Genomic DNA, 25023 nt, shown 5'->3' on the forward strand with positions numbered 1-25023 from the left:
GTTGAAAGCACCGGTCTTGAAAACCGGCATACGTTAATAGCGTATCTAGGGTTCAAATCCCTATCTCTCCGCCACTTTTAAAAAAACCGCTGTTCTTACAGCGGTTTTTTTGTATCTGCTGTTTTTTAACCGCTGTTATCGAAACTTCTAATTGGTTTTTCTCTAGCTCTTTCTTCAAGTTTTTGCGTACCTACTTTGGGTTTAGTTTACGCAGTAATACCTTCAATCGAAGACATTTCCATACGCCATTTGGGCTTCAAATAGAGCTTTTTTAAATCTCAACGTGGGATGCTTAAACGCATTTTGATAGAGTTCCAGTCTAAATACTGCGGATGCACTTGGAGAAAAAATGAAGCTACTTTACTGGTTAGATGAATGGCAAGCTCTTACTCAGCAAGAACAAGAGATGGCTTTACCTATCTCTGGCTACGGTTTACTTGATGATGTGTTTGTGAAGTATGAAATCGTCGATCTTAACAAGCCATTGTTGTTCACATTTTCTCCTTCCGGTACTGATGTACAGGTACAAGACTTAACTCCGGATTTTTCTCCTTGGGGCTACGAGCTCGGAATACAACAAAAAGTAAACATTATTGCCTTTCAACATTTAGGACAAAGTAATTGGTTCCGTAGTCGGAATTTGATTTTCTTTCTGGAGCAGCTATCTGAGTTGCTTCATCCCTTCAAATGTCGTTTGGGTTATGGGCAAAGTCGAGGTGGCTTTGCAATTGGCGCGTTCGCTAACTTGCTGAAACTAGAAAATCTTTTGTTGTTTTATCCTGTTAGCACAAAAAATAAAGCGTTAGTGCCTTGGGATGATCGGCCGAGTACTGAGCTTGCTCAGCAGTTTGCTTGGGAAAGCGGCTATCATGATAGAGATTTGGGCAATGCCAAAGGTTATATTATTTATGACCCATCCAATCGCATTGATCGTCTTCATGCTGAACGTTATCCCGAGCTTACCCATTTAAAAGTCGTCGGTATGGGACACGGCACTCAATTCGCACAATTAGATAAATTAGAATTTTTTAATCTGGTGGCGCAGGAGTTTGTTCGCCATCAAACCTTAGATATTGACCAATTTAATAAGCAAATTCACGCTTTGTTTTAAAAGAGGACTGATATCAGAGTCCCCTGTAACCAGGGGGAGATGATCACACACTAAAAACTAGATTTTTAACACAATTGCTAGGCGCAATTTAGATGGAGGATTAATGAAGTTACTGTACTGGTTGGATGAATGGCTGGTTCTTTCTCGTGAAGAACAGCAAACCAGGCTACCGATGTCCGGGGAGGACTTACTTGATGATGTATTTGTTAAGTATGAGTTTGTCGACCGCAATAAACCGTTGTTGTTCACCTTTTCCCCTGCTGGTACGAATCTACAAGTACAGGACTTACACTCAGACTTTGCGCCTTGGGGTTATCGCTTAGCCCAGAAACAAAAAGTAAATATTATTTCATTTCAGCATCTTGGGAAAAGTAACTGGTTTCGCAGCCGTAATTTGATTTTCTTTCTAGAGCAGCTATCAACTTTACTTGAGCCTTTTGAATGTCGTTTAGGTTATGGGCTTAGCCGCGGTGGTTTTGCTATTGGTGCCTTTTCTAATCTATTAAAGTTGGATCAAGTATTGATGTTTCACCCGGTCAGCACAAAAAACAAAGTGCTGGTGCCATGGGATGATAGGTCAAGTACTGAACTTGCCCAACAATTTGATTGGGAAGGAAAGTATCACGACCTCGACCTTGGCGATGCAAAAGGCTATATCATTTATGATCCAACTAATGAAATCGACCGCCTTCACGCCAAACGCTACCCAGAGCTCACTCACTTGAGAGTCTTTGGGATGGGACATGGTACCCACGCGACGTATTTGAATAAATTCGGTTTTTATAAGCAAGTGGCCGTAGACTTTATACGTTATCAGAAGATAGATATAGCGCAGTTTCGTCATCAGACCAAAACGCTGCGCTTAAAAGAAGATTACTATAAGTGCCTTAACAAGGCGAATGCGAGTTCACAGCATCGTTTAAACTTACTGAGTACCGCTCATAATGTACTAATTGAAGAAAAGAAAGAACATGTGAAAGAGCATCAAGCGCAAATCGATATTCAGCCACTTGTTGATATTGCACTTAAGCATGAGTATGACAACCCGCAAGATGCAGTACAGCTTTTGGAAGTCGCTCAGCAGTTGGTTCCGAATGATCCCGTTGTGGAGCACAAGTTGCAGCAACTGTCGTAACGTTGAGATGTAATGCGGACGATATTGGTCGAAATAGGTCAGTGGCTTTTGTCGCTGGCCTTTTTAATAGCTTATGGATTGATATTTCGATGAAATCTAATGAAGCAGTACAAAATAAAAAGCCCAAGCAAATGCTTGGGCTCAATAAATGTTAATGCGAGTTTTAAAACTCTTTTGGCGCAAAGCCTGTCATCACATCAAGGCGAAGTTCTTTACCAACTTTTGTTAATGGGTGAACGATTACTAAGCCGCGTACGCGTTTTTTCAGTTTGCCGATGTCCGCTTGTTCTGCTTTGGTGATTTCACGAGAGAAAGGCATATCAAGTAAGCTTTTACGTTCTTTGTTCAGCTCATAGTTTTGCTTGTGCTTTAACTGGTTAAGCTTTTTGGTAAGCTGTTCTACTTCATCCGTGAACTTTGTAATCATTTCGTGATCACCACGAGAACGTGCCGCATCAAGTTTACGTTGGCATGTATCTAAACGGTTGTGCAGCTTTTGAATATCAGTTTTTATGCTCATGGTAATTTGGCTCAAATTTTAAATAGTCGAGGAGTATAGCATAGCTGAGATCACACGCTCTACTATACTTCTCGATTGTCTGGCTTTAGTTAATCAGTTCATTGCCCGATACGTTACCAGAGAAAAAGGCTTCGACGTTATCAAGCGTCACAGAGGCAATATTATTAAGTGCTTCGTGAGTCAAGAATGCTTGGTGGCCAGTAAACAGCACGTTATGACAAGCCGATAAACGGCGGAAAACATCATCTACAATGACATCGTTAGATTTATCTTGGAAGAATAAGTCTTTTTCATTGTCATACACGTCTAGGCCAAGCGCACCAATCTTACCTTGTTTCAACGCTTCTATCGCCGCTAGTGAATCTAGCAACTCGCCTCGACTGGTGTTAATGATCATTACACCATCTTTCATTTGCGCGAAGGCTTTTTCGTTCAATAAGTGATAGTTTTCTTCACTCATTGGACAATGGAGAGAGATAACATCCGCATTAGCGTAGATTTCTTCAAGCGAACAGTAACGGGCTCCCATTTCTAGCGCTAATGGGTTTTCGTAGGGGTCGTAGCAAAGCAGCTCCATGCCAAGCCCTTTGAAGATACGCATCGTCGCGATACCAATCTTACCTGTACCAATAACACCAACAGTTTTTCCGTAAAAGTTAAAGCCAACAAGACCCTCTAGCGAGAAGTTGGCGTCACGTGTGCGTTGGTAGGCCTTGTGAAGACGGCGGTTTAGGCACATCATTAAACCAACCGTGTGCTCTGCCACTGCTTCTGGTGAGTAAGCAGGAACTCGAACCACTTGTAAACCTAGTTCTTTGGCTGCTTGTTGATCAACTTTATCAAATCCCGCGCAGCGCATAGCAATAAGTTTGGTCCCGCCCAGAGAAAGCTGTTTAAGGACAGGAGCTGAAAGATCATCATTAACGAACGCACATACAACATCACTGCCGTGCGCCATCTTGGCTGTTTTTTCGGTTAGTCGGAAGTCGTGATAGTGAAATTCAAAATCGCGGTTATTTTTAATTTTATTAAAAGAGGCTTCGTCGTAGGATTTTGCACTAAAAAAAGCAATGTTAATCATGGTTCCCTCTCAAAAAGTACGGACTTTATAAATAAATATGCTTATAAAGTAATGCAACTTAGCCGCAATGAATAGAGAAATCTTCTTTTTGACTTTGTTGTGTCAAATAACGATAAGAAGAACGCCTTTCAGCGAGTGCTATCTTACGGTTCCGCATTAGATACTGTTTGCTTTACGAGCATTAACTGACTAGCATTATCGCTCTTTTCTTGTTCACTTTATTAGCTTAGGCGTTACGACAATGTCAGTAAAATGGTTCTCTATGTTCTTGTGTTGTGTGTTTGCTTCGGGCACTCACGCAGCTGTTGACCTCGTTAAAGTCGACAAGTCTAAGCGTCGAATGTATTTGATGGAACAAGGAGCAGTGCTAAAAGAATACCGAATTGCTTTAGGAGCGAACCCGCAAGGACATAAACAAGAAGAGGGAGACAATCGCACGCCGGAGGGCGAGTACACTCTAGATTATGTTATAGAGGACTCTGCTTTTTATCGTTCTGTGCATATCAGTTACCCTGATGCGATTGATACGTTGGAAGCGAGGCGCCGAGGTGTCTCCCCTGGAGGGAACATCAAAATTCATGGCTTAAAAAACGGTGAGAGTCAGTTGCCGATTTACATCCAAAGTTTTGATTGGACTAATGGGTGTATTGCGATTACCAACGAGGAAATGGACGAATTTATCCAGCTCGTCGAGATGGGGACACCAATTCAGATTGAGTGGTAATAAAAGGTCCCCTTTAATGTTCTGGCTCTTATAGGCTATGGCATAAAGCGCTGTGGATGATCACTAAAAATACCGTCTAACTGAGGCAGGTATTTCAGTTTATTTGGATTGTTCACCGTATAGCACATCACTTTGTAACCGGCTTGTTGGAGTTTGTTTATCTGGCGAGTGCGAACCCAGTTAATGTTTAGGTTGCAGCTATAGGCACTAACTTCTTCCAAAAGGCGTTTATCTTTTCTCGTAAAGAATTCACTTAACACACCCAATCGGTAGCCACTGCAGCATTTGTGCATCGCTCTAATGACGTCATGACTAAAGCTGGATAGGAGTACATTCTCTTGCGGCATTGGACTTTTTGCTAACGCATTGGCTAGAGTCTGCGCCACTTCTTCCGCTGGATGGTTGTCTACTTTAACTTCAATATTCAAGTTAAGCTTATTCTCAGTAGCTAAAGTGAGCAGTTCATCTAGTGTCAAGATCTTCTCGCCTGAAAAGTCTGTGCTAAACCAACTACCGAAATCTAATGCTTTTAACTCTTCCAGGGTGAGCTCATCAACACGCCCTTGTCCATTGCTGCATCGATTGACGGTATGATCATGGCAAACCACTAAAACATTATCTTTGGTAGGTTGTATATCCACTTCCACCCACTTTAATCCCAGGTCAATGGCTGCTTGAATGCTTATTTTTGTATTCTCAGGGTATGAACCTGCCACGCCACGGTGACCAATTAATAACGTTTCCATTCGCTTTATCTTTTGCTTTGCGGTTGCCAGATTGTACTCGTTTTTTCTATGAAGATATATCTAGGTGCATATTGTTAGGAGCCTTTAGTACAAGTGAACATTAAACTCTAATTAGTACGTTGCTGCTTCTTGGACTGAGTCCTGTGGACTTAAAGCCTTAGAGTGTGTAGTTGTTTAATTGGTAAATGAGTAATAAAATGCGAACCATTTTTATTTGAATGGTGAGTGGTAATGTCACGAGTTTTGATAGTCGATGATGACGTTCCTTTGTGCGAGCTGTTAGAAGCGGTTTTGCAAGAGGAGGGCTACATCGTCTCTTCTGTACATTGCGGTGAAAGTGCGCTGCAATATATGGAAAAAACGCCTGTAGATCTTGTATTGCTTGATGTCATGTTACCAAACCTTAACGGTATGCAAGTTGCTCGTAGGATCTGTCAGCGCTTCGCGACACCTATCCTAATGCTTACCGCTCTCAACGATGAAAACTCGATGCTTGATGGTTACCAAGCGGGGGCCGATCAGTATATCGGAAAGCCCTTTAATGTCGCTGAGCTTCTAATGCGCATCAAAGCGATTCTTCGTCGTGTTGGCTTGGAACGTCAACGTCAGACGATGTGTAGTACCGTTCAAACGATCAGTGACCAGCTTAATAGCTTACCCCTCACAAGTACGGAAGCTGAACTATTGAGCTACTTGGTAAAAAACCAAGGAGTCGTGATTTCAAAAGCAGAGCTTCAAACTGAAGTGTTAAAGAAAGAGCTGAGTCCTTTTGATCGCAACCTTGATATGCACATCAGTAACATACGTCGCAAGTTAGTTGAAGCGGGGCTTTCCAAGCAACATATCAAAACCTTCCGTGGCAAAGGTTACAGTTATTTAGAGGCTGTAAACCGTTAATGAAGCTCCGGTGTCCACCTTTTATTGCAAAACGTAAAGATAGCTTAGCGTTCAAGTTATTTAGTTGCATGACCGCAATTGTCATTAGTATTTTGGTCGTGCAATCCTTAGCGGAACAAGCTCTGGTGAAAGCCATGTTGAAAGTGCCCGATAGTGTGCGAGAAGAAATGCTAGACCTTGCACATCAAGCCAATGTATTGATTGAGCACGGAGACATGGACGAACTTGCTGACTGGGCAAATGCGCAAAACTTTTATTTATTTGTGTTGAATGAACATCAGCAACCAGTTACGCACCGTCTGATGCATCCGCACTTCGAGTTCAAACTTCAATTTAAGAGAAGCATTGATGATCAACTTGAGGGGAAAGTGAATCGCCCCATCATCAATATTCCTTTAGTTCATGGCAATACTTTAGTGATTCAGTTGCCACATCGACTGCACCCTGCAAATGACTTCATTCTGTATTTCTCTATTCTCAAAGTCGTGATTGCAGTGGTTATTTTGGCGCTCTTTTCACTGCTAATGGCACGTAACTTACAGCAACCATTGGATCGATTGAGAGAAGCAAGCAAAAAGCTATCTAATGGAGATTTTAATGTCAGTGTCGTGAAAGAGCTGAAGTCGAGCACGCGTGAGTTTAACGAGTTAGCGCAAGATTTCGATCACATGACGCAACAGATTCATTCTCTCGCTGAAAAGCAGCGACTGCTTATAAGAGATGTCTCTCACGAATTGAGAACGCCGTTAGCGAGGCAGAACTTGGTTCTGCATCTTTTGCGAAAGCGTGTTGGAGAAAGTGAGCAAAGTCTAGTGACAAGGCTAGAAGATGAAGCAAAAGAGCTAAACCATTTGATCAGCGATATATTGGAGTTCAGTCGCTTGGAAAATGCGCGTTTCGACAAAGCCACGAAACGCTGTGATTTAGAAGTTTTGGTCTCCCCGCAAGTAGAGCGTTGCAAAATAGATTTGAAGTCAGAACAGACGTTGTCTTTCCGCTCAGAAGCTGTATGTGCTAAAGCTTTTTGTGAAGAAACGCTCGTCATTCGTTGTTTGAACAATCTTATTGGTAATGCCATTAAATATTCAGGACAAGCATCTCAGATAGAAGTTTCTCTGGAAAATTATGTCAAAGAAGGGCAGCAGTTCACCACCATGTCAGTATCTGATGATGGGCCTGGTATTCCAGATAACAAGCTGGTCGATATTTTTGATCCGTTTACGCGCTTAGATGCTTCTAGAGATAAAAAGCTTGGTGGCTACGGTTTAGGTCTTGCGATTGTCAAAGAATCCATGCGTATTATGGGTGGAGCAGTTACGGCGAAAAACCGTGAGCAAGGTGGTCTGAGGGTTACTTTAGTGTTCAAGCAATAAGTATGATTAAGTCGTAATTTTTGTGATTAATATCACATTATCATGGCGCATCATCAGAGAGTACTTTACAAAAGTTTGCAAATGCAAAGAATGTAAATTTAATGCAAATGGTAATACTTATCACTTATATTCACCCGCGAAATAATTAAGAGGGAATCGCATTCAACAAGTATGTGACCCGAAAAATAATAATCGGAGTGAAAGGATATGTTTACTAAGAGCCATTTGGCGTTAGTGATCGGTGCAGTGTTAGCAACACCTGCAGTGGCGGAAGTTCAAACAGACGAACATGTAGTTGTAGAAGGTCGAGAGTTTGGCTACAAGGCAGATACAAACAGTACAGCAATGCGCATGGAAATGACGCAGCTGGAAACGCCGGGACAAGTAGCGGTTATCGATGAAACGGTAATTGATGAGCAGCGTGCAAGTACACTTGGTGAAGTGCTACGTAACGATGCAAGTGTTAGCGCGGGTGGTACAAGCCGTAACCGCGAACGTTTCTCTCTACGTGGTTTTGAACTTAGCAGTTCAGACGGTTTTCTTCGTGATGGTCGTCAACACTGGTCACACTACCGTCAGCCAATTGAGCTTTTAGAGCGTGTTGAAGTGCTTAAAGGTCCATCAGGTCTGCTATACGGTAAATCTGAACCGGGTGGCTTGGTAAACATGGTTTCGAAAAAACCAACAACTCAAACACAAGCAAGTTTGAGTCAAGATCTAGGTTCGAATGATCACTCACGCACTGTGCTTGATGTGAGTGGCGCGCTAAATGATGCAGAGACACTGCGAGCGCGCGCAATTTTTGCCAAAGAAAGCTACGGCTCTTGGCGCAGGTACGGTGATGGCACTGAGCCTAGAACAGATCGTACGGTAGCGGGCCTAGTGGTTGAGTACGACATCACCGACAACTTTATGGTGTCAGCGCATTACGATCGCACGAAAGACGATGGTAGCGTAGACTCTGGCGCATACATTGTTGATGGCAAAGCGGTTCGCGGTGATAAGTACATTTGGGATGCGCAGTGGTCTGAAATTGATAACGAAGTAGAAAACTACGGTGTCGATATTAATGCGCAAGTCACGGATAACGTGAACGTAAAAGCAGGTTACAACCGCCAAGACTTTAAGCGTTTTGATGTAGAGTCTTACCCTAAGTTTGATCAGTATGAAGAGTTAAATACGATTAAGCATCGAGGCAACGATCGCTCCGATAATTGGGTATTTGATACTGCATATATAGATGTGACGACGGACTTTACTTTGTTCGGTACGGAAAACACGTTGTTAGTGGGCGCTAACTACTTAGATTACAGTTATGATCGCTTTATGGCATTTCATAATGAGGCGAGTATTGCGCCAGGAGAAACGGTGCCTAAGCCTAGCTATCGTAGTTCGAAGAAATCACCAACTGCTGAGTACGATACTTGGGGTATCTACGCGCAAAATATGATGACGATTAATGATTACTGGCAAGTGCTTGCAGGTGTTCGTTATGACGAAAAGCGTGATGATGAACTGACCGAAAACCAGGTTTCTCCAAAATTTGGTGTCATTTTCCACCCATCGACGAATGGCTCGGTTTACGTTCAGTATTCTGAAAGCTTCATGCCTCAAGGTGAAGTCAGCAACGGTAGTCGTACCTACATCAATGAAGGTGAGAAACTCGACGCTGAGCGTGGTATCTCTTATGAAATCGGTACGAAGTGGGAACTGTTTGATCAGCGTTTATTTGTATCTGGTGCTGTGTTTGATATCACGTTAGAGAACATCTCGCTGGATGTTGAAAGCGGCAAAGACGCGGGCGGCAATCTCCTACACAAGAAAACGCAAGGTGGTGAGCAAGTTCACAAAGGCGCTGAGTTAATGGCTCAAGGTTTTGTGACCCCAGAGTTGTCGCTAACCGCTTCTGCAATGTATTTGGATGCAGAGCTAAAGAAGGCAGAAAGATATGAAGGTAACCGCCCTGTAGACGTGCCAGAGTTCTCGGCAAGTCTATGGTCTAGCTACAAGGTTCAAGACAACACTAACTTAAACCTTGGTTTGATTTATGAAGGTGATCGCTACGGTGATGCAAAGAACACCTTCAAGAAAGATGGCTACGCTCGCGTTGATATGGGTGTGTCATACAAACATAAGTACGATGAAAACTTGGATATTATTGCTCGATTCAATGTCGAAAACTTGTTCGATACCGACTACTTCGCAGGTGGTGGTAGCACGAATGGCGAGCAAAAAGGTGCGAGTGGGGTTGTGGTTGGAGAAAGCCGCAACTACATGGCAACAATCCAGTTCAAGTACTGATAACAATTTGATTATTAAAGGGGAAGGGTAGTCTTCCCCTTTGGTCGTTTTTGGAACACAGAAATATAACTCGTATGAATCTAATGAAATCAAGTATCGCTCTGTTGATATCATCGGTTTTGATTCCCGCTCACGCGGCGAACTTAAACGATGCACAAGCTGTGCAGAGTAAAACAAACCAGTCGTCGGCGGTAAGCCAAAAACGTATTGATGCAAGCGCAGAAAAATCACTTACTCTAGAAGCTGAAATTGAGCAGCTGCAAGAAGAAGTCGGTAACTTGAAGATTTATCGCGATCATCTTGCAAGCCTTGTTGAGAGCCAAAATCAAGAAGTTGATAGCTTGAACGAGCAAATTGAACAGATTGCTCAAACTCGTCAAGGTGTCGTGCCTTTAATGTATCACATGCTTGAGGGCTTAAAAGTGCTCGTCGCTAACGACAAGCCTATACGCAAAGCGCAACGTGAGGAGCGAATTGCAAAGCTGGATTCCATGATGACGCGTGCAGACGTTGCGGATGCAGAGAAGTTTCGTCGTATTTTAGAAGCGTACCAAATTGAAATGGATTACGGCACCAAGCTTGGCGTTTACCAAGGCAAGATTAACCTGGGTGACAATGAAACTGTGGAGGCGGACATTCTCTATTTAGGCCGTTTGTCTTTGGTAGCGCGTAGCTTATCTGGTGACACATTTTGGAGCTGGTCACAGCAACAACAAGCATGGCAACAAGTGGGTTCTGAGCAAAAATCAGAGCTAGACAAAGCGTTCGCTATGGCGAATAAACAGATCGCGCCGAGTATGTTAACTCTGCCAGTGTCGTTAACCGCTGCGGAGGGCAAATAAATGATGAAAAAATGGTTATCGGTTGCATTAATCTCGACAGCCGCATTAATGCCTTATACAACTTTTGCTAGTGATGCGTTGTTACAAAAGGCGCAGCAAGAAAATCGTCAACAGCAATCGCACAATGTCGCGCGTGAATCAGGTTTTAAGCAAACAGAGCAAGACCTACAGGCTATAAAGAATAAATTGGTGGCAGAGCGTGCTGCTCTTCAAGCAGAGGCGGACTCATTAAGTGTTACCTTCGGTGAAAATGAAGCAGAACTGGCACAGCTAGAAGAAAAGTTGCGTCTAGAAACCGGGAGCCTAGGTGAGTTATTTGGCGTCGTTCGCCAGAACGCAAAAGAGCTAGAGTCTGAGCTAAAAAGCTCAGTAACCGGTGTAGATGCAAACTCATATCAGAAAGATATCGATGCTATTGTTGCGGCTAAATCACTGCCAACGTTGACCCAACTTCAGGCGATGTGGCGCAGCATGGAAGAACAAATCAAAGCAAGCGGTGAAATGGCAAACGTCTCTTTCACACTGCTAAATGGCGAAGGTCGTGAACAAACGGTTAATGGTGTTCGTCTTGGTTCTATGGCGCTGCTGGATGAGACTGGCTACGTTAAGTGGAATGGTCAACGCGGAGATGCGGTAAACTATCTTCGTCAGCCTGAGAACGGTCCAACAGCGAATACTATTTCCTCTGGTGACATTGATGCACTTGTCATTGATCCGTCACGTGGCATTCTTCTTGAACAGCTTGCAAACTCACCGACTTTGGCTGATCGCCTAAATGCGGGTGGCGTTGTCGGCAAAATCATCCTTGGCTTATTGGCTATCGGCCTATTGATTGCGCTCGTACGTGGTGCATCACTGATGATTTCGCGTCAGAAAATCATGAAGCAACTGAAAACCCCAGCGCAGCCAGGAAACAACCCTTTGGGTCGCGTGCTTGCGGTATACCAGAAAGACAAGCATCGCAGCGTAGAAGCGTTAGAACTACGTCTTTTGGAAGCTGTTGTTGATGAGCAAACCCACCTAGAAAAAGGGTTGTCGATGCTTAAGCTTCTTGCTGCTCTAGCTCCTATGCTTGGCCTACTAGGCACGGTAACGGGTATGATCGAAACCTTCCAAGTCATCACTCAATTTGGTAATGGTGATCCGAAAGTAATGGCGGGTGGTATTTCAATGGCACTTGTGACTACCGTACTTGGCCTTGTTTCAGCCATGCCTTTGCTATTAGCGCACAACGTATTGAGCTCTCAAGCAGAAAATATTCGCAGTATCTTAGAAAAACAAGGCATCGGTTTAGTTGCAGAACAAGCTGAGCGTGATATGCCGAGTAACAAAAGTCACTCTAACACCTTAGCGGAGAACGCAGCGTAATGGAGCAGATCCTACTCAGCACATTGGGTTTGATCAGTGAGGATTGGGCCACAACCTTGATGAGCTTTATGCAGCAAGGTGGTCAAATCCTATGGTGGCTGGCCGCTGTCGTGGCGGTGTGCTGGCTGTTGGTTATGGAGCGAGTTATTTATCTCACAACGGTTTTCCCTGGGGTAAAAAAACAGCTTTGTGAGCAGTGGCAAGCAAGATCAGAGCACCACTCTTGGTACGCGCATCAAATCCGTGAAGGATGGATTGCAAAAGCGCAAATCGAACTGCGCCAAAACCTATCGACTATTAAGCTACTTGTGGCGGTTTGCCCAATGCTAGGGTTGTTAGGGACGGTGACAGGCATGATTACGGTGTTTGACGTAATGGCATCGCAAGGCAGCAGCAATCCGAAATTGATGGCTTCTGGTATCTCACTTGCTACGCTGCCAACCATGGCAGGTATGGTAGCAGCGCTTGCGGGCATGTTTATTCATGCTCGCCTTAGCAAAGTGTGTGAACGAAAAGCTATCCAGTTAGAACAATCTTTAAGGAGTCAAAAGTGAGACTCGGACGCAGACCTAACCAACAAGATGAAGCTCAAGTCGATTTAACCTCGATGCTTGATATCGTCTTCATCATGTTGATCTTCTTCATTGTGACCAGTTCGTTTGTACGTGAATCCGGTGTAGAAGTGAACCGCCCTCAGGCTTCTAATGTAGTAAGTCAAAAAGACGCGGGCATTTTTATCGCAGTAACGGCAGCGAATGATGTGTACATTGACAAACGAGTGGTTGATATTGAGCGTGTTGAGGCCTCTATTGAGCACCTGTTACTTGATCAGCCTGATGCTTCGTTAGTTATCCAAGCTGACGAGCATGCTTACAATGGCACTGTCGTGAAAGTGATGGACGCTGCAAAGGCAGCAGGTGTGAAGAACATTGCATTGGCGGCGGAGAAACCTTAATGGGCAGGCTGTTACTTGCACTACCAGCATCACTGTTAATTTCTGTGAGCTTGTTTAGCTTTATGGCGTGGATGGTTGATAAAGGCAACCAGCGTGCACCAGAAGCTTCAGAAGCCGTTCGTTTTGATATGGTGATGGTAGAGAATGAAGCAGACGTGCAGCGTCGTCAACGTTCAGTGCCGGAGCAACCAGAACCACCTCAAGCGCCGGAGCCAATGGATCTGTCTCAAGCTGACACTCAAATGGAACCAATGAGTCAGATGACGCCAGTCAGTGCTTTAGGTTTAAACACTGCCCTTGAAGGCATCGCGATTAGTGCACCAAACTTGAAGGGAACAATGGGCAACCAGCAAGCACTGCCGTTGTATCGTGTTGATCCTCGCTATCCAAGTAAGGCGCTGAAACGTAGAGTGGAAGGTTATGTCATTATGCGTTTCACGATCGATGCAACTGGACGACCAAAAGATATTGAAGTGATCGAGGCTGAGCCCGAGCGCATGTTTGAAAGGGAAGCAATCCGTGCGCTTAAAAAATGGAAGTATCAGCCAAAAGTTGAGGATGGTGTGTCAATTGAGCAGTTCGGACAAACCGCTAAAGTGGAGTTCAAGTTAGCCAAATGATGAAAAAATTCTTAATCGGTACGGTATTAAGCCTGAGTGCACTCTCAACCATTGCCAGTGAGTTAAGCCAATACACCGCAGCGAGAGTTCAACGAGCACATAATTTGGCTCAAGAAGAGAAACTGAAAGAAGCGATTTCATCTCTTGAAGCTATGGAGCTTTCTCGTGGATATGACCAAGCTTATGTCGCTCGAATGTTAGGTATTTTTTACTGGCAGAACGAGCAAACTCAAGCGGCGATTAAGCAACTTGAGTTGGCAGTCAATAGTGGTTTGCTACAAGATGAGCAAGCATGGCAAACCCGAAAAATGTTGGCTGATATACTGCTGAACGAGCAACGTTTTTCTAAGGCGTTACCTCATTACTATGCCTTGAGCAAAAACATTCCTAAAGGTCAAAAAGCGCATGAGCTATGGCTGCGTATTTCCCAATCTCATTATCAACTGAGTCAGTGGCAAAAAGTGCTTTCAGCAATGGCTCGTTATGAGAAGTTTGGGCAGCCAGACAAGCTTGGCGCATTGTCGATAAAGCTTTCTGCTGAGCTAGAACTGAAAAAGTGGAAGCCGGCAATCTCGACCATCAAACGCTTAATAGTGATTGAACCTGAGCGAATTGAATGGTGGCGTCAGCTTGTTGCTCTATACCTACGGGTTGATGACAACAAACGTGCCCTAGACTCTTTGGCGTTGGCAAAACTGAAAGGGTTACAACTTAGCCAAGATGACTTAAAGCTGCTGGCACAATTGTACGCGAAACGAGGTATTCCTGAGAGAGCTGCATTGGTGATGAACGAGCTAGAGGATGTAAACTCGAATAGTAAGCTAAAAGCTCAGCAAGCAACGTATTGGCAAATGGCAAAAGAGTGGGAAGAGTCTATTGATAGCTGGCGTATTGCAGCTCAGCTAGATAGGCAGTATTACTGGAACTATTCTCAACTGCTGGTGCAAGAAGGCCATTATAAAGATGCCATTGCCGCGCTCGATAAGGTCAGAGGTCGTAAAGCGGATGTTGCACTTATCAAAACTCGCGCTTACTACAAACTTAAGCGGTTTGACGATGCGCTCGCTAATGCCAAAAGAGCGAATGAGATTAAGCCATCGAATCAGGCAAAAAGTTGGGTTAAGTATCTATCTCAGCTACGCAAAGTAGAATCGACGCAGAACTCATAGCGAACATTTTTATTAAATACCCGAGCTCAGTCTCGGGTATTTTTTTGTTTAAAGTAAACAATGTAAATTAAATGCCAATACGAATGATTATCACCTAAATTATGCCCCACATTTATTGGTGATGATTGTTTCTATGTTGCTTAAAAGCAAAGGTGTTCAAACTTGGGCTCGCCGCCTACATATCTATATTTCGATGGCTCTTCTCTTAGTTACGCTGTTTTTTGCAGTAACTGGTATTACCCTCAATCGCCCCGAATTGTTTGAACGCAGTGAACCTATCATTCAACAACATACTCTGACGGTTCCGCACTCAGTTCTATTCTCACATTCAGATACCTTTCAACCTAATCGTGAAGAACTGGTGGCTTTCTTGACTAAAGAAACCGAGCTTCGCGGTACTCCCTCCGCACTAGATGTGTATACCGAAGTTGAGCAAGGTGAGTTGTTACTCGGAGAGCTTTCTATGGATTTTAAAGGCCCGGGTTATAACGCTACGGTCTTTATTGATATGACTACTGGTGCAGCAGACGTCGAAACGACGCACTACGGTATTGTTGCGCTGCTGAACGATCTACATAAAGGACGCAACAGTGGTGGGATTTGGAAGTGGTTTATCGACGTCACTGCGCTTTTGATGGTGTTTTTTGTTCTTACAGGCGTGTGCTTGTTACTGCCTAAGAAGAAGACGCTCAGAACGTCAATGCAATGGATGAGCTTTGGTACGTTACTGTCGCTCGTAATTTATTTTGTTGCTGTTCCATAACAGCTTTTTTAGAGAACACTTATGTTGAACACAGGAAGATTTTTCCGCTGTAATCACTTTTGTAAAGCCGCTTTGATCGCGGCTTTTACTCCTTTCTCTCTTTCCGCGGCGCCTCTACCAGATAACGCGAAGGTCGACTTCGAACTCGAACTTCCAAAGATAGATACCTCAATGTATGCACGCCCTTATGTGGCGGTTTGGGTTGAAAACGATCAGCGTAAACCGATTAAAACCATTCAGTTATGGGTAGGGAAAGACGAATGGTTAAAAGATCTACGCAGCTGGTGGAGAAAAGCGGGTCGTTATGATCGTGAACTTGTTGATGCGGTGACTTCTGCAACACGTCCTGCTGGTCAATACCGCTTTGTCTGGGATGGAACCAATGACTCAGGGGAGCGTTTGGAACAAGGAAATTACACGTTGTACGTCGAAGTCGTTCGTGAACACGGTGGGCGAAACTACTTACGTCAAAAAATAACGCTAGCGGACAGTGACGTGCGCTATGAGCTTAAACCAACACAAGAGACGGGTGTCATCACCGTCAATTATCAAGTTAAGTGATTAAAGGACACAACAATGAAAACCAAAATGAAAGCAGTGGCATTGGCGAGTGTAATGGCAATGGGATTGGCTGTAACCACCACCGCACAAGCACATCCACGTTGGGTTTTGCCCTCTCACTTTACGGTTTCTAAAGAAGGCGGTGACTGGCTGACATTTGATGTTACTGCCTCTCACGGAACGTTTGTTTTTGATAAGCCTGCGGGTAGTGACCAGGCATTTGTGGTGATGCCGGATGGCCGCTCTGAGCGTCCTAACTTTGTTGTTCGTGGCAAGCGTCGCTCTATGTTTGATTTCTTTTTTACAGAAGAAGGCACGCACAAAGTTGCGATTAATAATCAGCCGAGCTACTACACACAATACAAAGCGGGCCGTCGTGATACGGTGAAATGGGCGCGAGCAAGCAAAGCTGAGCGTGGTGATGTGCTTCCCGAGCAAGCGCGTGATGTGGTTACTCAACTAAGTTACACCCGAGCAGAAAGCTACATTACGGTTGGTATGCCAACGGACAAAGCGTTGGAGATTGAAGGCAAAATGCTGGAGATGAAACCGATCACGCATCCATCGGACATCATTGAAGGTGAGCCTGTGACTTTCCAGTTTTTCTTTAACGGAGAGCCACAAGAGGGCGTTACTGCTGAGATTACACGTGAAGGTACTATGTACCGAAACCATCAAGAACAAATCGATGTGGTGAGCGATAAAGATGGCAAAGTGATCTTCACGCCAGAAGTCGCCGGGCGCTACTTAATGAAAGCGAACTACAAAGGTGAATTGAAAGATAATCCATTGGCGGATAAAGCGAGTGCCAATGTTCACCTTACGTTTGAAACTCAACTTAACTAATCGAATTAGGCTCAGCAATTGCTGGGCCATTTTGGAATTATCATGAATAACACTTCTCTTCTAAAAGCGGTTTTGCTTTTTTCTGGATTTGCGTCCTTTCACGCTGCTGCACATTTTCCTCTGATGAGCTGTCACTTGGCGCAAGATAAAGTGATTTGTGAAGCGGGCTACTCGGATGGATCGACAGCGGTCGACTACGATGTCGAAATGTACGATTACGACGACAATCTGATCGCCAAAGAAAAAACAGATAAGCGTTCCATCGCAGAATTTACTCACCCTGAAACAGATTTCTATTTGGTATTTGATGCCGGACATGAAAGCCCGGTGGAAGTGGATATCGTTGAGCTGAAAGAGAAATGAGTGTAAAGAAAGTTCGCCCTGATGATGGTAACCGAGAAGGAAAGTGGGTCGCACTGACAATCGCAGCAATTCTCAGTTCAGCAGCCATACTTATGCCCTACCATCAGGTCGCGACTGAAAAGCCAGATATGCAGTCTCATCAAGTGTTAATCACGGATTTACATCAAAATGAGTTGGGGTTGATCGCTGAACTTAAGCTCGCTCATGAAGAGATTCGTGATTTGCAGTTAGATACCGGAACTTGGCCTGAGATCTCTGATATGGAGGCGCTTTGGATTGCTCCATTCGTGAAAGACCAAAATTGGAAGCGTAAAGGTTCTCATCAGTGGCAACGAATTGATGACGGTGTCTACATTGGCGTGAAGACCAGTGCCCAAGGCTCTGCTTCCATGCTGTTGGATAGCCGCAGTTCTCAAGCTGATATTTGGTTTAATGATTCTAGCCGTTCGTTAAATGTGGAGGGACTAAGCGAGCTAGCAAAACGCCACGATTTCGGTTGGAAACAAATCGTTGTGTCAGACTCTTCCTCTCACTCTCACGCCCATTAAGACAACATAATTGATAAGTACTATGATCAAACGCTCTCTTTTACGTCGTATTCTTACAGCCACCGCGTTATTGGCGGTGTCTTCTACAGGCTTTGCTGCCGAAAAACTCAGTATTGGTATTACGCTACAACCTTATTACAGCTATGTTAAAGCCGTTGTGGGTGAGAAGGCGGACATCATTCCTTTGGTTGATGCTGGTTTTAATCCTCACAACTATTTACCACAACCTAATGATCTTAAACGCTTAAATGAAATGGACGTAATAGTGATCAATGGTATTGGTCATGACGATTTTGCACTGAAAGTGATCAAGGCTTCTCAGCGTGATGATCTCGTGGTTATCGAGGCGAACAAAGAAGTGCCTTTATTGCCTGCTATGGGGCAGTCTGTTGGTCAAGGAGCAGTGAACCCTCACACCTTTGTCGGTTTATCAACAACCATTCAAAAGGTTTACACCATCGCGAGTGAGCTAAGCCAATTGGACCCAGACAATGCTACGTTCTATCGCCAAAATGCTCGTAAATACGCGAAAACATTTCGCCTGATGAAGCGTGATGCAATGTTGTCTCTTGGTGAGTTGGACACGGCTGGTATGAAGGTGGCGACAACCCACAATGCTTACGGATATATCCTTCAGGAGTTTGGTGTTGACGTTGCCGCTGTCATTGAGCCTGCTCATGGTGTAGAACCAAGTGCAAGTCAGCTACAGGAAACGATAGAGAAAATTCGTGAATCGGGCATTGATGTTCTGTTTTATGAGCTCAATATGCCGAATCGCTTTGTTGATACCATCGAAGAGGCGACTGGGGTGCAGCTTTATCGCTTTTCTCACATGACTCACGGTGAGTATGAGGCCGATAAAGTTGAGGTTGAGATGCGAGATAATGTGGAAACACTAATCGAAGCCATGAAATTTGTGGCGAGTAAGCGAGCAGGGGAAAAGGCGTAATGACTGGACCTTCCGTTTCCTTAAGTAACGTGGGCCTAAAATACGCCGACAATATCATTTTGCAGAATATCAGCGCCGAATTCGAGAACGCGAAATGTCACGTGATTATGGGACCGAATGGTGGTGGGAAAACTTCTTTGCTTCGTTCGGTACTTGGACTTACGCCGTTTTCGGGAAACATTGCACTCAATTGGCCAGAGCCATCAGCTGCATCGGGGAAGATAGGGTATGTGCCACAAAAAGCGATGTTTGAAGCAAGCCTCCCGTTAACCGTGATGGATTTTGTACTGCTTAACCAAACCCGTATCCCTCTATTTTGGCGACGTAAAACGAAACAAACTCAACATGCCCTGGCCCAGCTGGATCGCGTGGGTATGGCAACGCGTAGCGACCGTCGTATGGGGCAACTCTCTGGCGGTGAGCAACAGCGTGTTTTGTTTGCGCAAGCTTTACTGGATGAGCCCAATTTATTGGTTTTAGACGAACCTACAACTGGCATGGATGAGCAAGGTGTTCGATATCTTGAAGGTTTGATTCATGAAGTCGTTGGAGAAGGCAAAACGGTACTGGCAGTACACCATGACGTGACCGCAGTGCGCCGTTTAGATGCGCAGGTCCATGTTGTAAATCGTCAAATTGTGGCGTCAGGGCACCATTCAGATGTACTAAGTCCTGATCGTATAGAAACATTATTCAAGCACTACACAGCAAAAGTGGAGGCTGCATAATGGATTGGTTGCGAGAGTTAGCGGTTAGCGGCGTTGAAGCTGGATGGTTAAGCGATAGCTTTTCTTATGCTTTCATGGTGAACGCAATTGTTGCAGCGCTGATATTAGGACCATTACTTGGTGGTCTTGGTACATTAGTCATCGCCAAGCGACTGGCTTTTTTCTCTGAAGCGGTTGGGCATGCTGCGCTTACCGGAATCGCGATTGGTGTGTTGCTCGGTGAGCCGCCAGAGAATCCGATCATCGGATTGTTTAGCTTTTGTATGATTTTTGCGCTGTTACTTCACTTTGTTCGTAATCGTACGAATGTACCTTACGACACACTGGTTGGGGTTTTTCTTGCACTAGCGTTAGCGGTTGGTGCTGCGCTGTTAATGTACGTTGCTCGCAAGATCAACATTCACATGTTGGAGAACGTGTTGTTTGGCTCGATCTTGACTGTGACGGACAACGATATCCTTATTTTAGCGATCAGTTGTTTGATCATATTACTGCTTCTTATTCCAACGTTTAACCGCATTTTGCTAACTTGTATCAGCCCGGATATTGCACGTGTACGCGGCTTTAATACCAGCTTTTATGATTACTTATTTGTCATGATGATCACCTTGGTCACCATCGCCGCGGTAAAGATTATTGGCGCGGTATTGGTTGGTGCATTGCTACTGATTCCTGGTGCAACGGCTCGGTTATTGACTAAACGCATGGGCAGTTTTGTTCTCCTTTCTTCTTTATTGGCAACCATTGCGTGTTTAGTAGGAACCATACTGCCAATGGAGCTTGAGCTACCAGTGCCATCAGGCGCATCCATCATCATTGTTTCTGCGGCATTTTTCCTAACAGCAACGGTTTACCGAATTATCCAAAAAGCGTAACCATTTTTATAAAGTAATGAACATGAAGATAAAAAAATTAGCGATAACTTTTGGTTTGGTTATAGCGACAACACTTCCATCGTTGGCAAGCGCCAAAGACATTTTAACCAGCACTCCCGTCACGTACATGTTGTCTGAGCAACTCATGAAAGGTACAGGGATAGAGACTCAGTATCTGCCTCCAAAGCGTTACGGCGTTGAGCGTCTTGAAAACTGGTTCGCAAATAAAGGTACAGAGCAAGTTAAGCAAGCGGGTCAAGTCGCGACGGTTGCTATTACTCTTGGTGCGATTTGGAAACAAGACCCGACTTATGTTTACGCTCGACAGGGCAACATTCACTTGATTGAAATCGATGCATCGCAGGCCATTTCTCCTAGAGCTCAAGGAGTTGCAGTACTGACATTGGAAAACGGGTCAACATCGAAGTACGCATGGCTGAACCCTACAAACTTAATCCGAATGGCGGGCATTGTTGGAGAGGATCTACAACGTGTATATCCTGAACACCAAAAGGCTATTCAAACGAATCAACAGGCTCTTATGCTCAATGTGCGTGAACTGATCAACCAACAACAGGCAGAGATCTTCGATAAAGGCATCGATTCAGTGGTACTGATGAGTGAGTCATTAGAGGACTTTGCCTCTGGCAACCAATTGTTTGTGGTTGGGCGCGAATTTAAGCCGGAACTCGAGTGGACAGAAGAAGACAAATTATCTTTAAAAGCTCAGTTTGAACAAGATAAAACGCTATGGTTAGTGACGGATAAACGACCGTCGAAAACCTTGACATCGCTTATTAAACCGAGCCGCATACTGCAAATTGATGTTATTGACCGCTGGGGCAGTAAGGGTATCAAAACTGAGAAGCCACTCGCACGTTGGGAGATGTGACACGTAAAAAGCCACAGATTTTATGATGGGGAATGAAAAGTTCCCTATTTTTTTGTGACTCAGTTCAAAATGTGAGCATTAATACCACTGGTTGCATAAGAAAGTGTTTGTTTCATTTCTATTTCATTACTACTTTGTTATGTGTTCGTTGCGATTGATTCGGATTTAATCTGTTTCTAAGCGAACCGGTACAAACAACTATACGGATGTTAACAATGAAAATGAAAACTCTAGCCGTTGCAGTGGCGGCACTAGCATGTGGTTCACAGGCCTTCGCAGCAGAAGTTTACAACAGCGATGGTACATCTTTATCGATCGGCGGTCACGTTTCAGTTGGCGTGGGTGAGTATTTCGAAGAAGATGTAAAAGTTCACCAAGTGTCTCCACGTATTAACGTTGCGGGTAAGAAAGACATTGGCAACGGTATTACTATCGACGCTAAAGGTGAATGGGCGCTTAACTACCTAAACGGTGGCGAGCAATCGTTCAAAACTCGTCTAGGTTACATCGGTGCTACTCATGAGCAGTTTGGCCGTTTAGTAGCAGGTACTCAATGGTCACCTTACTACGATGTCGCTGGCGTTGCGGATCTACCAATCGCGTTTGCGAACGACTTTTTGTACGACAACCACGGCAACCTAGGCTCAGCTCGTGCTGATAAAATGCTTAGCTACCGTAAAGGTTTTGAATTTGGTGAAGGTTTTGCTTTCAACCTAGGTCTAGGTTGGCAAGGTGAGCAAACTTCAGATGCAACAACATACGAGCAACGTGGTCAAGTTGCATTGAGCGGTTCTGTAGCTGGCTTTGGTCTAGGCTACGTATACAGCGGCGGTGATGTTAAAAACGCGACTCTAGGTACTAAGAATGCTGAATCACACCTATTCTCTGTAAACTACGGTCAGTACGGTTCAGGTCTATACGCAGCAGTAGTATACGGTATGAACGAGTACTTCTACCAAATGCGTAAAGACACTTCTCAACTTGAAGCTCTTTTGGCATACGGCGTAAACGATTGGACATTCAGCGTTAACTACGAAGGCGTAGAAGACGAAGAAGACAACAAGACACTTTCAAGCGAAACTGCGCTACAAGCAGAGTACGCTGTAACTCCTGCTTTCGTAACGTTTGCAGCTTACCAGTTTGATCTAGGTAACGACTACAACAATGAAGAGAACGACTACTGGACTCTAGGTGCTCGTTACTACTTCTAATAAATAGGCCAGTTTCTACTGCCTAAACACATTTATTGTGTTAACGCCTACTCGTTGTGAGTAGGCGTTTTTCTTTCTGGTTTCCGTTGGCTATAAGAGACACTGGTAGTTCTGTGCTTAGGTAACCCAACTCTTTGTTTAGAGAGTGCGTCTATAAAAATGCCCGCAATTTGCGGGCATTTTTGTTGTTAGAAGAGATGCAGTTCTATTAATACGCTTATTTTTTATCGAGTAAATCGAGGAAGAAGGCATACTCTAGCGCATCTTCTTTTAAGCGCTTAAATCGACCAGATGCGCCGCCGTGTCCGGCTTCCATATCGGTTTTGAACAACAAGACGTTATCGTCTGTCTTCATTTCACGAAGTTTGGCGACCCACTTCATTGGTTCAAAGTACTGTACTTGAGAGTCGTGCAAGCCAGTCGTTACCAACATGTTCGGGTAGTTTTGCGCCTTGATGTTGTCGTAAGGCGAGTAACTCAACATATAGTCATAGTATGTTTTGTTATTTGGGTTACCCCATTCATCATACTCGTTGGTGGTCAATGGAATTGATTCATCGAGCATAGTGGTTACCACGTCCACAAACGGAACATGAGCGCCGATACCGCGATACAGTTCTGGTGCTTGGTTGATGATAGCCCCCATTAAGAGGCCTCCTGCAGAGCCACCAACAGCGAAGACTTTATCTTTCGCGCCATAGCCTTGTTCAACCAAACCTTTAGTCACATCAATAAAGTCATTGAATGTGTTTTGCTTGGTTAGTTTTTTACCGTCTTCATACCAAGGGCGGCCAAGCATTTCAGATCCACGAATATGAGCAATGGCGTAAACAAAGCCGCGATCCAATAGACTCAAACGTGTCGAGCGGAAAGTTGGCTCAATGGTTGCGCCATAAGATCCATAACCATATTGGTAGAGTGGATTCGTACCATCTTTCTTAAATAAGTCTTTACGATACACCAAAGAAACGGGTACTTCTTTACCGTCACGGGCTGTGACCATGATGCGTTCTGATTGGTAATTGTCAGGATTAAAATCACCAAGTACAGGTGTTTGCTTCATGATTTCTGACCCGCCCGTTTTTAGATCGAAATCGTAGTAGGTTCCTGGAGTGGTTAAACTGCTGTAATAAATACGAACTTTCTCGTTATCCAGCTCTAGGTTACCTGTCAAATAGGCAGCAAACGCATCGTCATTAAATGTGAGGGGGAGTTCTTTTCCTGTTGAAAGCTGACGTACAGTGACGCTTGCTAGGCCGTTAGAGCGCTGCTCATAGACGATGTGATCATCGAATAACTCGAAGTCGACAAGTTGAGTGTTGTCGTCTGCGGCAATCACATCTTGCCATTTAGAGCGGTCATGCATGTCATTTTGATGAACTTTCATCAAACGGAAGTTGACGGCTTGATAGTTAGTATAAATGTAGTACCAATCGCCTAGCTTAGAAATACTGTATTCAATGCCATCTTCACGAGGATAGAACGGTTTCGCCTTTGCTTTAGGGTTGTTCGCATCAATGATAGAGACCCCACTGGTTTCTGTACTCGAATGCCAGATATAAATATCTTCGCCATCTTTGCTTTTGCTTAGTGAGGTGTAATAGGCGCTGTCGGTTTCCTCAAAAATCAGCTCATCGCTGCTTTGTGGTGTGCCCAATACATGACGATAAACTTGGTAGCCCAATAAGGTCTGTGGATCTTTTTTGATGTAGTAAAAGGCGTTGTTATCGTTCTGCCATGCGACAGCGCTTGAGGCCCCTTCGATTTCATCTTGTAGGTAATTGCCTGTTGTCAGGTCTTTGATCTTAAGGGTGTACACGCGGCGGCTTAATGTGTCTTCGCCATACGCCAATAAGTTTTCATTCGGACTAACGTATAGGCCGCCGATACTGAAAAATTCATGTTCTTTTGCTAGTTCATTGACATCTAAAATGATTTGTTTGTCTTTGCCTGCAAAGTCTTTAGCTCGCAAATGGACTTCGTACTCGTTATCTCCGGTCACTTCACTGGAGTAGAAGTAGTTGCCTTTACGAACCGGTACTGAGTTGTCGTCTTTTGCGACGCGCCCTTTAATTTCTTCAAATAGCGTATCTTGAAGTGTTTCAGTGTGCTTTAGAACGGTTTCTGCGTACTGATTTTCTTTCTCTAGGTGCTGTAAAATTTCAGGGTCTTTACGTTCGTCGTCACGCATCCAGTAGTAGTTATCAACGCGGGTATCGCCATGAATAGTCATCGCGTGAGGGACTTTTTTCGCAACCGGAGCTTGAGTTTGTTGAGCAACGATCTGTGTTTGGGAGTATTGAGTCATGCTGGGGATTCCTTGATTGCTGCATCCGGCGACAAGCGCGACCGAGACGGCCAACGTAGTTAAAGTGAAACGCATCTGATTTTATCCTTATTGTACACCCAAGTGGCCTCATCCTGAGGGCTGGGCTTTCATTTTGT

At 44.3% G+C, this 25023-nt stretch carries 26 protein-coding genes; 22 read left to right on the top strand and 4 right to left on the bottom strand.

Features of this window, described 5'->3' with window-relative positions; translation table 11 throughout:
- Positions 1–349: 349 nt before the first annotated feature.
- Entirely contained in the window at positions 350–1111 is a 762-nt protein-coding gene (locus R7Z78_RS06755; RefSeq protein WP_104976327.1) for a cytosolic protein, read from the top strand.
- A gap of 103 nt (positions 1112–1214) precedes the next feature.
- The gene (locus tag R7Z78_RS06760; RefSeq protein WP_104976326.1) at positions 1215–2246 is read left to right on the top strand and encodes a cytosolic protein; all 1032 of its coding nucleotides are present in this window, start codon (positions 1215–1217) and stop codon (positions 2244–2246) included.
- Positions 2247–2409: 163 nt separating this feature from the next.
- Here the strand turns inward: R7Z78_RS06760 and R7Z78_RS06765 are convergent, their stop codons facing one another.
- A complete protein-coding gene (locus R7Z78_RS06765; RefSeq protein WP_005374274.1) occupies positions 2410–2766 on the bottom strand; it encodes a YibL family ribosome-associated protein in 357 nt (118 codons plus the stop codon).
- Between the two features lie 85 nt (positions 2767–2851).
- Complete coding sequence (locus R7Z78_RS06770) at positions 2852–3847, bottom strand: 2-hydroxyacid dehydrogenase (protein ID WP_053350830.1); 996 nt, start codon at positions 3845–3847, stop codon at positions 2852–2854.
- Between the two features lie 241 nt (positions 3848–4088).
- Between R7Z78_RS06770 and R7Z78_RS06775 the strand changes: the two genes are divergently transcribed.
- Positions 4089–4571: a L,D-transpeptidase family protein gene (locus R7Z78_RS06775; protein WP_054574480.1), complete on the top strand. Its 483-nt coding sequence runs from the start codon at positions 4089–4091 to the stop codon at positions 4569–4571.
- Between the two features lie 35 nt (positions 4572–4606).
- Here the strand turns inward: R7Z78_RS06775 and R7Z78_RS06780 are convergent, their stop codons facing one another.
- Positions 4607–5317, bottom strand: a complete 711-nt coding sequence (locus tag R7Z78_RS06780; RefSeq protein ID WP_104976325.1) for a glycerophosphodiester phosphodiesterase family protein — start codon at positions 5315–5317, stop codon at positions 4607–4609.
- Positions 5318–5548: 231 nt separating this feature from the next.
- Here R7Z78_RS06780 and R7Z78_RS06785 point away from each other — a divergent pair, with 231 nt between their 5' ends.
- The 19 genes from R7Z78_RS06785 (at position 5549) to R7Z78_RS06875 (ending at position 22578) form a co-directional block, all read left to right on the top strand.
- Positions 5549–6214: a response regulator transcription factor gene (locus R7Z78_RS06785; protein ID WP_005386018.1), complete on the top strand. Its 666-nt coding sequence runs from the start codon at positions 5549–5551 to the stop codon at positions 6212–6214.
- Complete coding sequence (locus R7Z78_RS06790) at positions 6214–7587, top strand: sensor histidine kinase (RefSeq protein ID WP_054701940.1); 1374 nt, start codon at positions 6214–6216, stop codon at positions 7585–7587. Before R7Z78_RS06785 ends, R7Z78_RS06790 begins: the two co-directional genes overlap by 1 nt.
- Positions 7588–7794: 207 nt before the next feature.
- Entirely contained in the window at positions 7795–9888 is a 2094-nt protein-coding gene (locus tag R7Z78_RS06795) for a TonB-dependent siderophore receptor (RefSeq protein ID WP_104976324.1), read from the top strand.
- Between the two features lie 74 nt (positions 9889–9962).
- On the top strand, positions 9963–10730 hold the full coding sequence (locus tag R7Z78_RS06800; RefSeq protein WP_169644381.1) for a DUF3450 domain-containing protein: 768 nt from the start codon (positions 9963–9965) through the stop codon (positions 10728–10730).
- On the top strand, positions 10731–12098 hold the full coding sequence (locus R7Z78_RS06805; RefSeq protein WP_025768072.1) for a MotA/TolQ/ExbB proton channel family protein: 1368 nt from the start codon (positions 10731–10733) through the stop codon (positions 12096–12098). It abuts the gene before it with no gap.
- Positions 12098–12652 carry a MotA/TolQ/ExbB proton channel family protein gene (locus tag R7Z78_RS06810; RefSeq protein WP_017635540.1) on the top strand — a complete coding sequence of 185 codons (555 nt, stop codon included), beginning with the start codon at positions 12098–12100 and terminating at the stop codon, positions 12650–12652. Before R7Z78_RS06805 ends, R7Z78_RS06810 begins: the two co-directional genes overlap by 1 nt.
- The gene (locus tag R7Z78_RS06815) at positions 12649–13053 is read left to right on the top strand and encodes an ExbD/TolR family protein (protein ID WP_005374257.1); all 405 of its coding nucleotides are present in this window, start codon (positions 12649–12651) and stop codon (positions 13051–13053) included. Before R7Z78_RS06810 ends, R7Z78_RS06815 begins: the two co-directional genes overlap by 4 nt.
- Positions 13053–13673 carry an energy transducer TonB gene (locus R7Z78_RS06820; protein ID WP_005374256.1) on the top strand — a complete coding sequence of 207 codons (621 nt, stop codon included), beginning with the start codon at positions 13053–13055 and terminating at the stop codon, positions 13671–13673. Before R7Z78_RS06815 ends, R7Z78_RS06820 begins: the two co-directional genes overlap by 1 nt.
- Positions 13670–14842: a tetratricopeptide repeat protein gene (locus R7Z78_RS06825; protein WP_017635539.1), complete on the top strand. Its 1173-nt coding sequence runs from the start codon at positions 13670–13672 to the stop codon at positions 14840–14842. The genes R7Z78_RS06820 and R7Z78_RS06825 overlap by 4 nt, the downstream gene beginning before the upstream one ends.
- A gap of 133 nt (positions 14843–14975) precedes the next feature.
- Positions 14976–15605 (top strand): PepSY-associated TM helix domain-containing protein, encoded by a 630-nt coding sequence (locus tag R7Z78_RS06830; RefSeq protein ID WP_021035904.1) that lies wholly within the window; start codon positions 14976–14978, stop codon positions 15603–15605.
- Positions 15606–15626: 21 nt separating this feature from the next.
- Complete coding sequence (locus R7Z78_RS06835; RefSeq protein WP_104976322.1) at positions 15627–16166, top strand: DUF2271 domain-containing protein; 540 nt, start codon at positions 15627–15629, stop codon at positions 16164–16166.
- A gap of 15 nt (positions 16167–16181) precedes the next feature.
- A complete protein-coding gene (locus R7Z78_RS06840) occupies positions 16182–17012 on the top strand; it encodes a DUF4198 domain-containing protein (protein WP_025768070.1) in 831 nt (276 codons plus the stop codon).
- A gap of 42 nt (positions 17013–17054) precedes the next feature.
- A complete protein-coding gene (locus tag R7Z78_RS06845; RefSeq protein ID WP_005374251.1) occupies positions 17055–17375 on the top strand; it encodes a hypothetical protein in 321 nt (106 codons plus the stop codon).
- Complete coding sequence (locus R7Z78_RS06850) at positions 17372–17923, top strand: DUF6162 family protein (RefSeq protein WP_053349399.1); 552 nt, start codon at positions 17372–17374, stop codon at positions 17921–17923. The genes R7Z78_RS06845 and R7Z78_RS06850 overlap by 4 nt, the downstream gene beginning before the upstream one ends.
- Before the next feature lie 22 nt (positions 17924–17945).
- Positions 17946–18872 carry a metal ABC transporter solute-binding protein, Zn/Mn family gene (locus tag R7Z78_RS06855; RefSeq protein ID WP_062730845.1) on the top strand — a complete coding sequence of 309 codons (927 nt, stop codon included), beginning with the start codon at positions 17946–17948 and terminating at the stop codon, positions 18870–18872.
- Entirely contained in the window at positions 18872–19600 is a 729-nt protein-coding gene (locus R7Z78_RS06860) for a metal ABC transporter ATP-binding protein (RefSeq protein ID WP_017635536.1), read from the top strand. Before R7Z78_RS06855 ends, R7Z78_RS06860 begins: the two co-directional genes overlap by 1 nt.
- Positions 19600–20475 (top strand): metal ABC transporter permease, encoded by an 876-nt coding sequence (locus tag R7Z78_RS06865; RefSeq protein ID WP_005393560.1) that lies wholly within the window; start codon positions 19600–19602, stop codon positions 20473–20475. The genes R7Z78_RS06860 and R7Z78_RS06865 overlap by 1 nt, the downstream gene beginning before the upstream one ends.
- 22 nt (positions 20476–20497) lie before the next feature.
- Positions 20498–21367: a metal ABC transporter solute-binding protein, Zn/Mn family gene (locus tag R7Z78_RS06870; RefSeq protein ID WP_053304671.1), complete on the top strand. Its 870-nt coding sequence runs from the start codon at positions 20498–20500 to the stop codon at positions 21365–21367.
- Positions 21368–21582: 215 nt separating this feature from the next.
- Positions 21583–22578 carry a porin gene (locus R7Z78_RS06875; protein WP_031780879.1) on the top strand — a complete coding sequence of 332 codons (996 nt, stop codon included), beginning with the start codon at positions 21583–21585 and terminating at the stop codon, positions 22576–22578.
- 217 nt (positions 22579–22795) lie between these two features.
- Here the strand turns inward: R7Z78_RS06875 and R7Z78_RS06880 are convergent, their stop codons facing one another.
- Complete coding sequence (locus R7Z78_RS06880) at positions 22796–24961, bottom strand: S9 family peptidase (protein WP_104976321.1); 2166 nt, start codon at positions 24959–24961, stop codon at positions 22796–22798.
- Positions 24962–25023 lie beyond the last annotated feature (62 nt).

It is taken from the genome of Vibrio sp. 1167 (genome assembly GCF_033340375.1).
GTDB lineage: Bacteria > Pseudomonadota > Gammaproteobacteria > Enterobacterales > Vibrionaceae > Vibrio > Vibrio alginolyticus.

Excerpts from the sequence above, each read along its gene's own strand:
- R7Z78_RS06755 (WP_104976327.1), top strand. The coding sequence starts at position 350 with ATGAAGCTACTTTACTGGTTAGATGAATGGCAAGCTCTTACTCAGCAA.
- R7Z78_RS06760 (WP_104976326.1), top strand. The coding sequence starts at position 1,215 with ATGAAGTTACTGTACTGGTTGGATGAATGGCTGGTTCTTTCTCGTGAA.
- R7Z78_RS06765 (WP_005374274.1), bottom strand. The coding sequence starts at position 2,766 with ATGAGCATAAAAACTGATATTCAAAAGCTGCACAACCGTTTAGATACA.
- R7Z78_RS06770 (WP_053350830.1), bottom strand. The coding sequence starts at position 3,847 with ATGATTAACATTGCTTTTTTTAGTGCAAAATCCTACGACGAAGCCTCT.
- R7Z78_RS06775 (WP_054574480.1), top strand. The coding sequence starts at position 4,089 with ATGTCAGTAAAATGGTTCTCTATGTTCTTGTGTTGTGTGTTTGCTTCG.
- R7Z78_RS06780 (WP_104976325.1), bottom strand. The coding sequence starts at position 5,317 with ATGGAAACGTTATTAATTGGTCACCGTGGCGTGGCAGGTTCATACCCT.
- R7Z78_RS06785 (WP_005386018.1), top strand. The coding sequence starts at position 5,549 with ATGTCACGAGTTTTGATAGTCGATGATGACGTTCCTTTGTGCGAGCTG.
- R7Z78_RS06790 (WP_054701940.1), top strand. The coding sequence starts at position 6,214 with ATGAAGCTCCGGTGTCCACCTTTTATTGCAAAACGTAAAGATAGCTTA.
- R7Z78_RS06795 (WP_104976324.1), top strand. The coding sequence starts at position 7,795 with ATGTTTACTAAGAGCCATTTGGCGTTAGTGATCGGTGCAGTGTTAGCA.
- R7Z78_RS06800 (WP_169644381.1), top strand. The coding sequence starts at position 9,963 with ATGAATCTAATGAAATCAAGTATCGCTCTGTTGATATCATCGGTTTTG.
- R7Z78_RS06805 (WP_025768072.1), top strand. The coding sequence starts at position 10,731 with ATGATGAAAAAATGGTTATCGGTTGCATTAATCTCGACAGCCGCATTA.
- R7Z78_RS06810 (WP_017635540.1), top strand. The coding sequence starts at position 12,098 with ATGGAGCAGATCCTACTCAGCACATTGGGTTTGATCAGTGAGGATTGG.
- R7Z78_RS06820 (WP_005374256.1), top strand. The coding sequence starts at position 13,053 with ATGGGCAGGCTGTTACTTGCACTACCAGCATCACTGTTAATTTCTGTG.
- R7Z78_RS06825 (WP_017635539.1), top strand. The coding sequence starts at position 13,670 with ATGATGAAAAAATTCTTAATCGGTACGGTATTAAGCCTGAGTGCACTC.
- R7Z78_RS06830 (WP_021035904.1), top strand. The coding sequence starts at position 14,976 with ATGTTGCTTAAAAGCAAAGGTGTTCAAACTTGGGCTCGCCGCCTACAT.
- R7Z78_RS06835 (WP_104976322.1), top strand. The coding sequence starts at position 15,627 with ATGTTGAACACAGGAAGATTTTTCCGCTGTAATCACTTTTGTAAAGCC.
- R7Z78_RS06840 (WP_025768070.1), top strand. The coding sequence starts at position 16,182 with ATGAAAACCAAAATGAAAGCAGTGGCATTGGCGAGTGTAATGGCAATG.
- R7Z78_RS06845 (WP_005374251.1), top strand. The coding sequence starts at position 17,055 with ATGAATAACACTTCTCTTCTAAAAGCGGTTTTGCTTTTTTCTGGATTT.
- R7Z78_RS06850 (WP_053349399.1), top strand. The coding sequence starts at position 17,372 with ATGAGTGTAAAGAAAGTTCGCCCTGATGATGGTAACCGAGAAGGAAAG.
- R7Z78_RS06855 (WP_062730845.1), top strand. The coding sequence starts at position 17,946 with ATGATCAAACGCTCTCTTTTACGTCGTATTCTTACAGCCACCGCGTTA.
- R7Z78_RS06860 (WP_017635536.1), top strand. The coding sequence starts at position 18,872 with ATGACTGGACCTTCCGTTTCCTTAAGTAACGTGGGCCTAAAATACGCC.
- R7Z78_RS06865 (WP_005393560.1), top strand. The coding sequence starts at position 19,600 with ATGGATTGGTTGCGAGAGTTAGCGGTTAGCGGCGTTGAAGCTGGATGG.
- R7Z78_RS06870 (WP_053304671.1), top strand. The coding sequence starts at position 20,498 with ATGAAGATAAAAAAATTAGCGATAACTTTTGGTTTGGTTATAGCGACA.
- R7Z78_RS06875 (WP_031780879.1), top strand. The coding sequence starts at position 21,583 with ATGAAAATGAAAACTCTAGCCGTTGCAGTGGCGGCACTAGCATGTGGT.
- R7Z78_RS06880 (WP_104976321.1), bottom strand. The coding sequence starts at position 24,961 with ATGCGTTTCACTTTAACTACGTTGGCCGTCTCGGTCGCGCTTGTCGCC.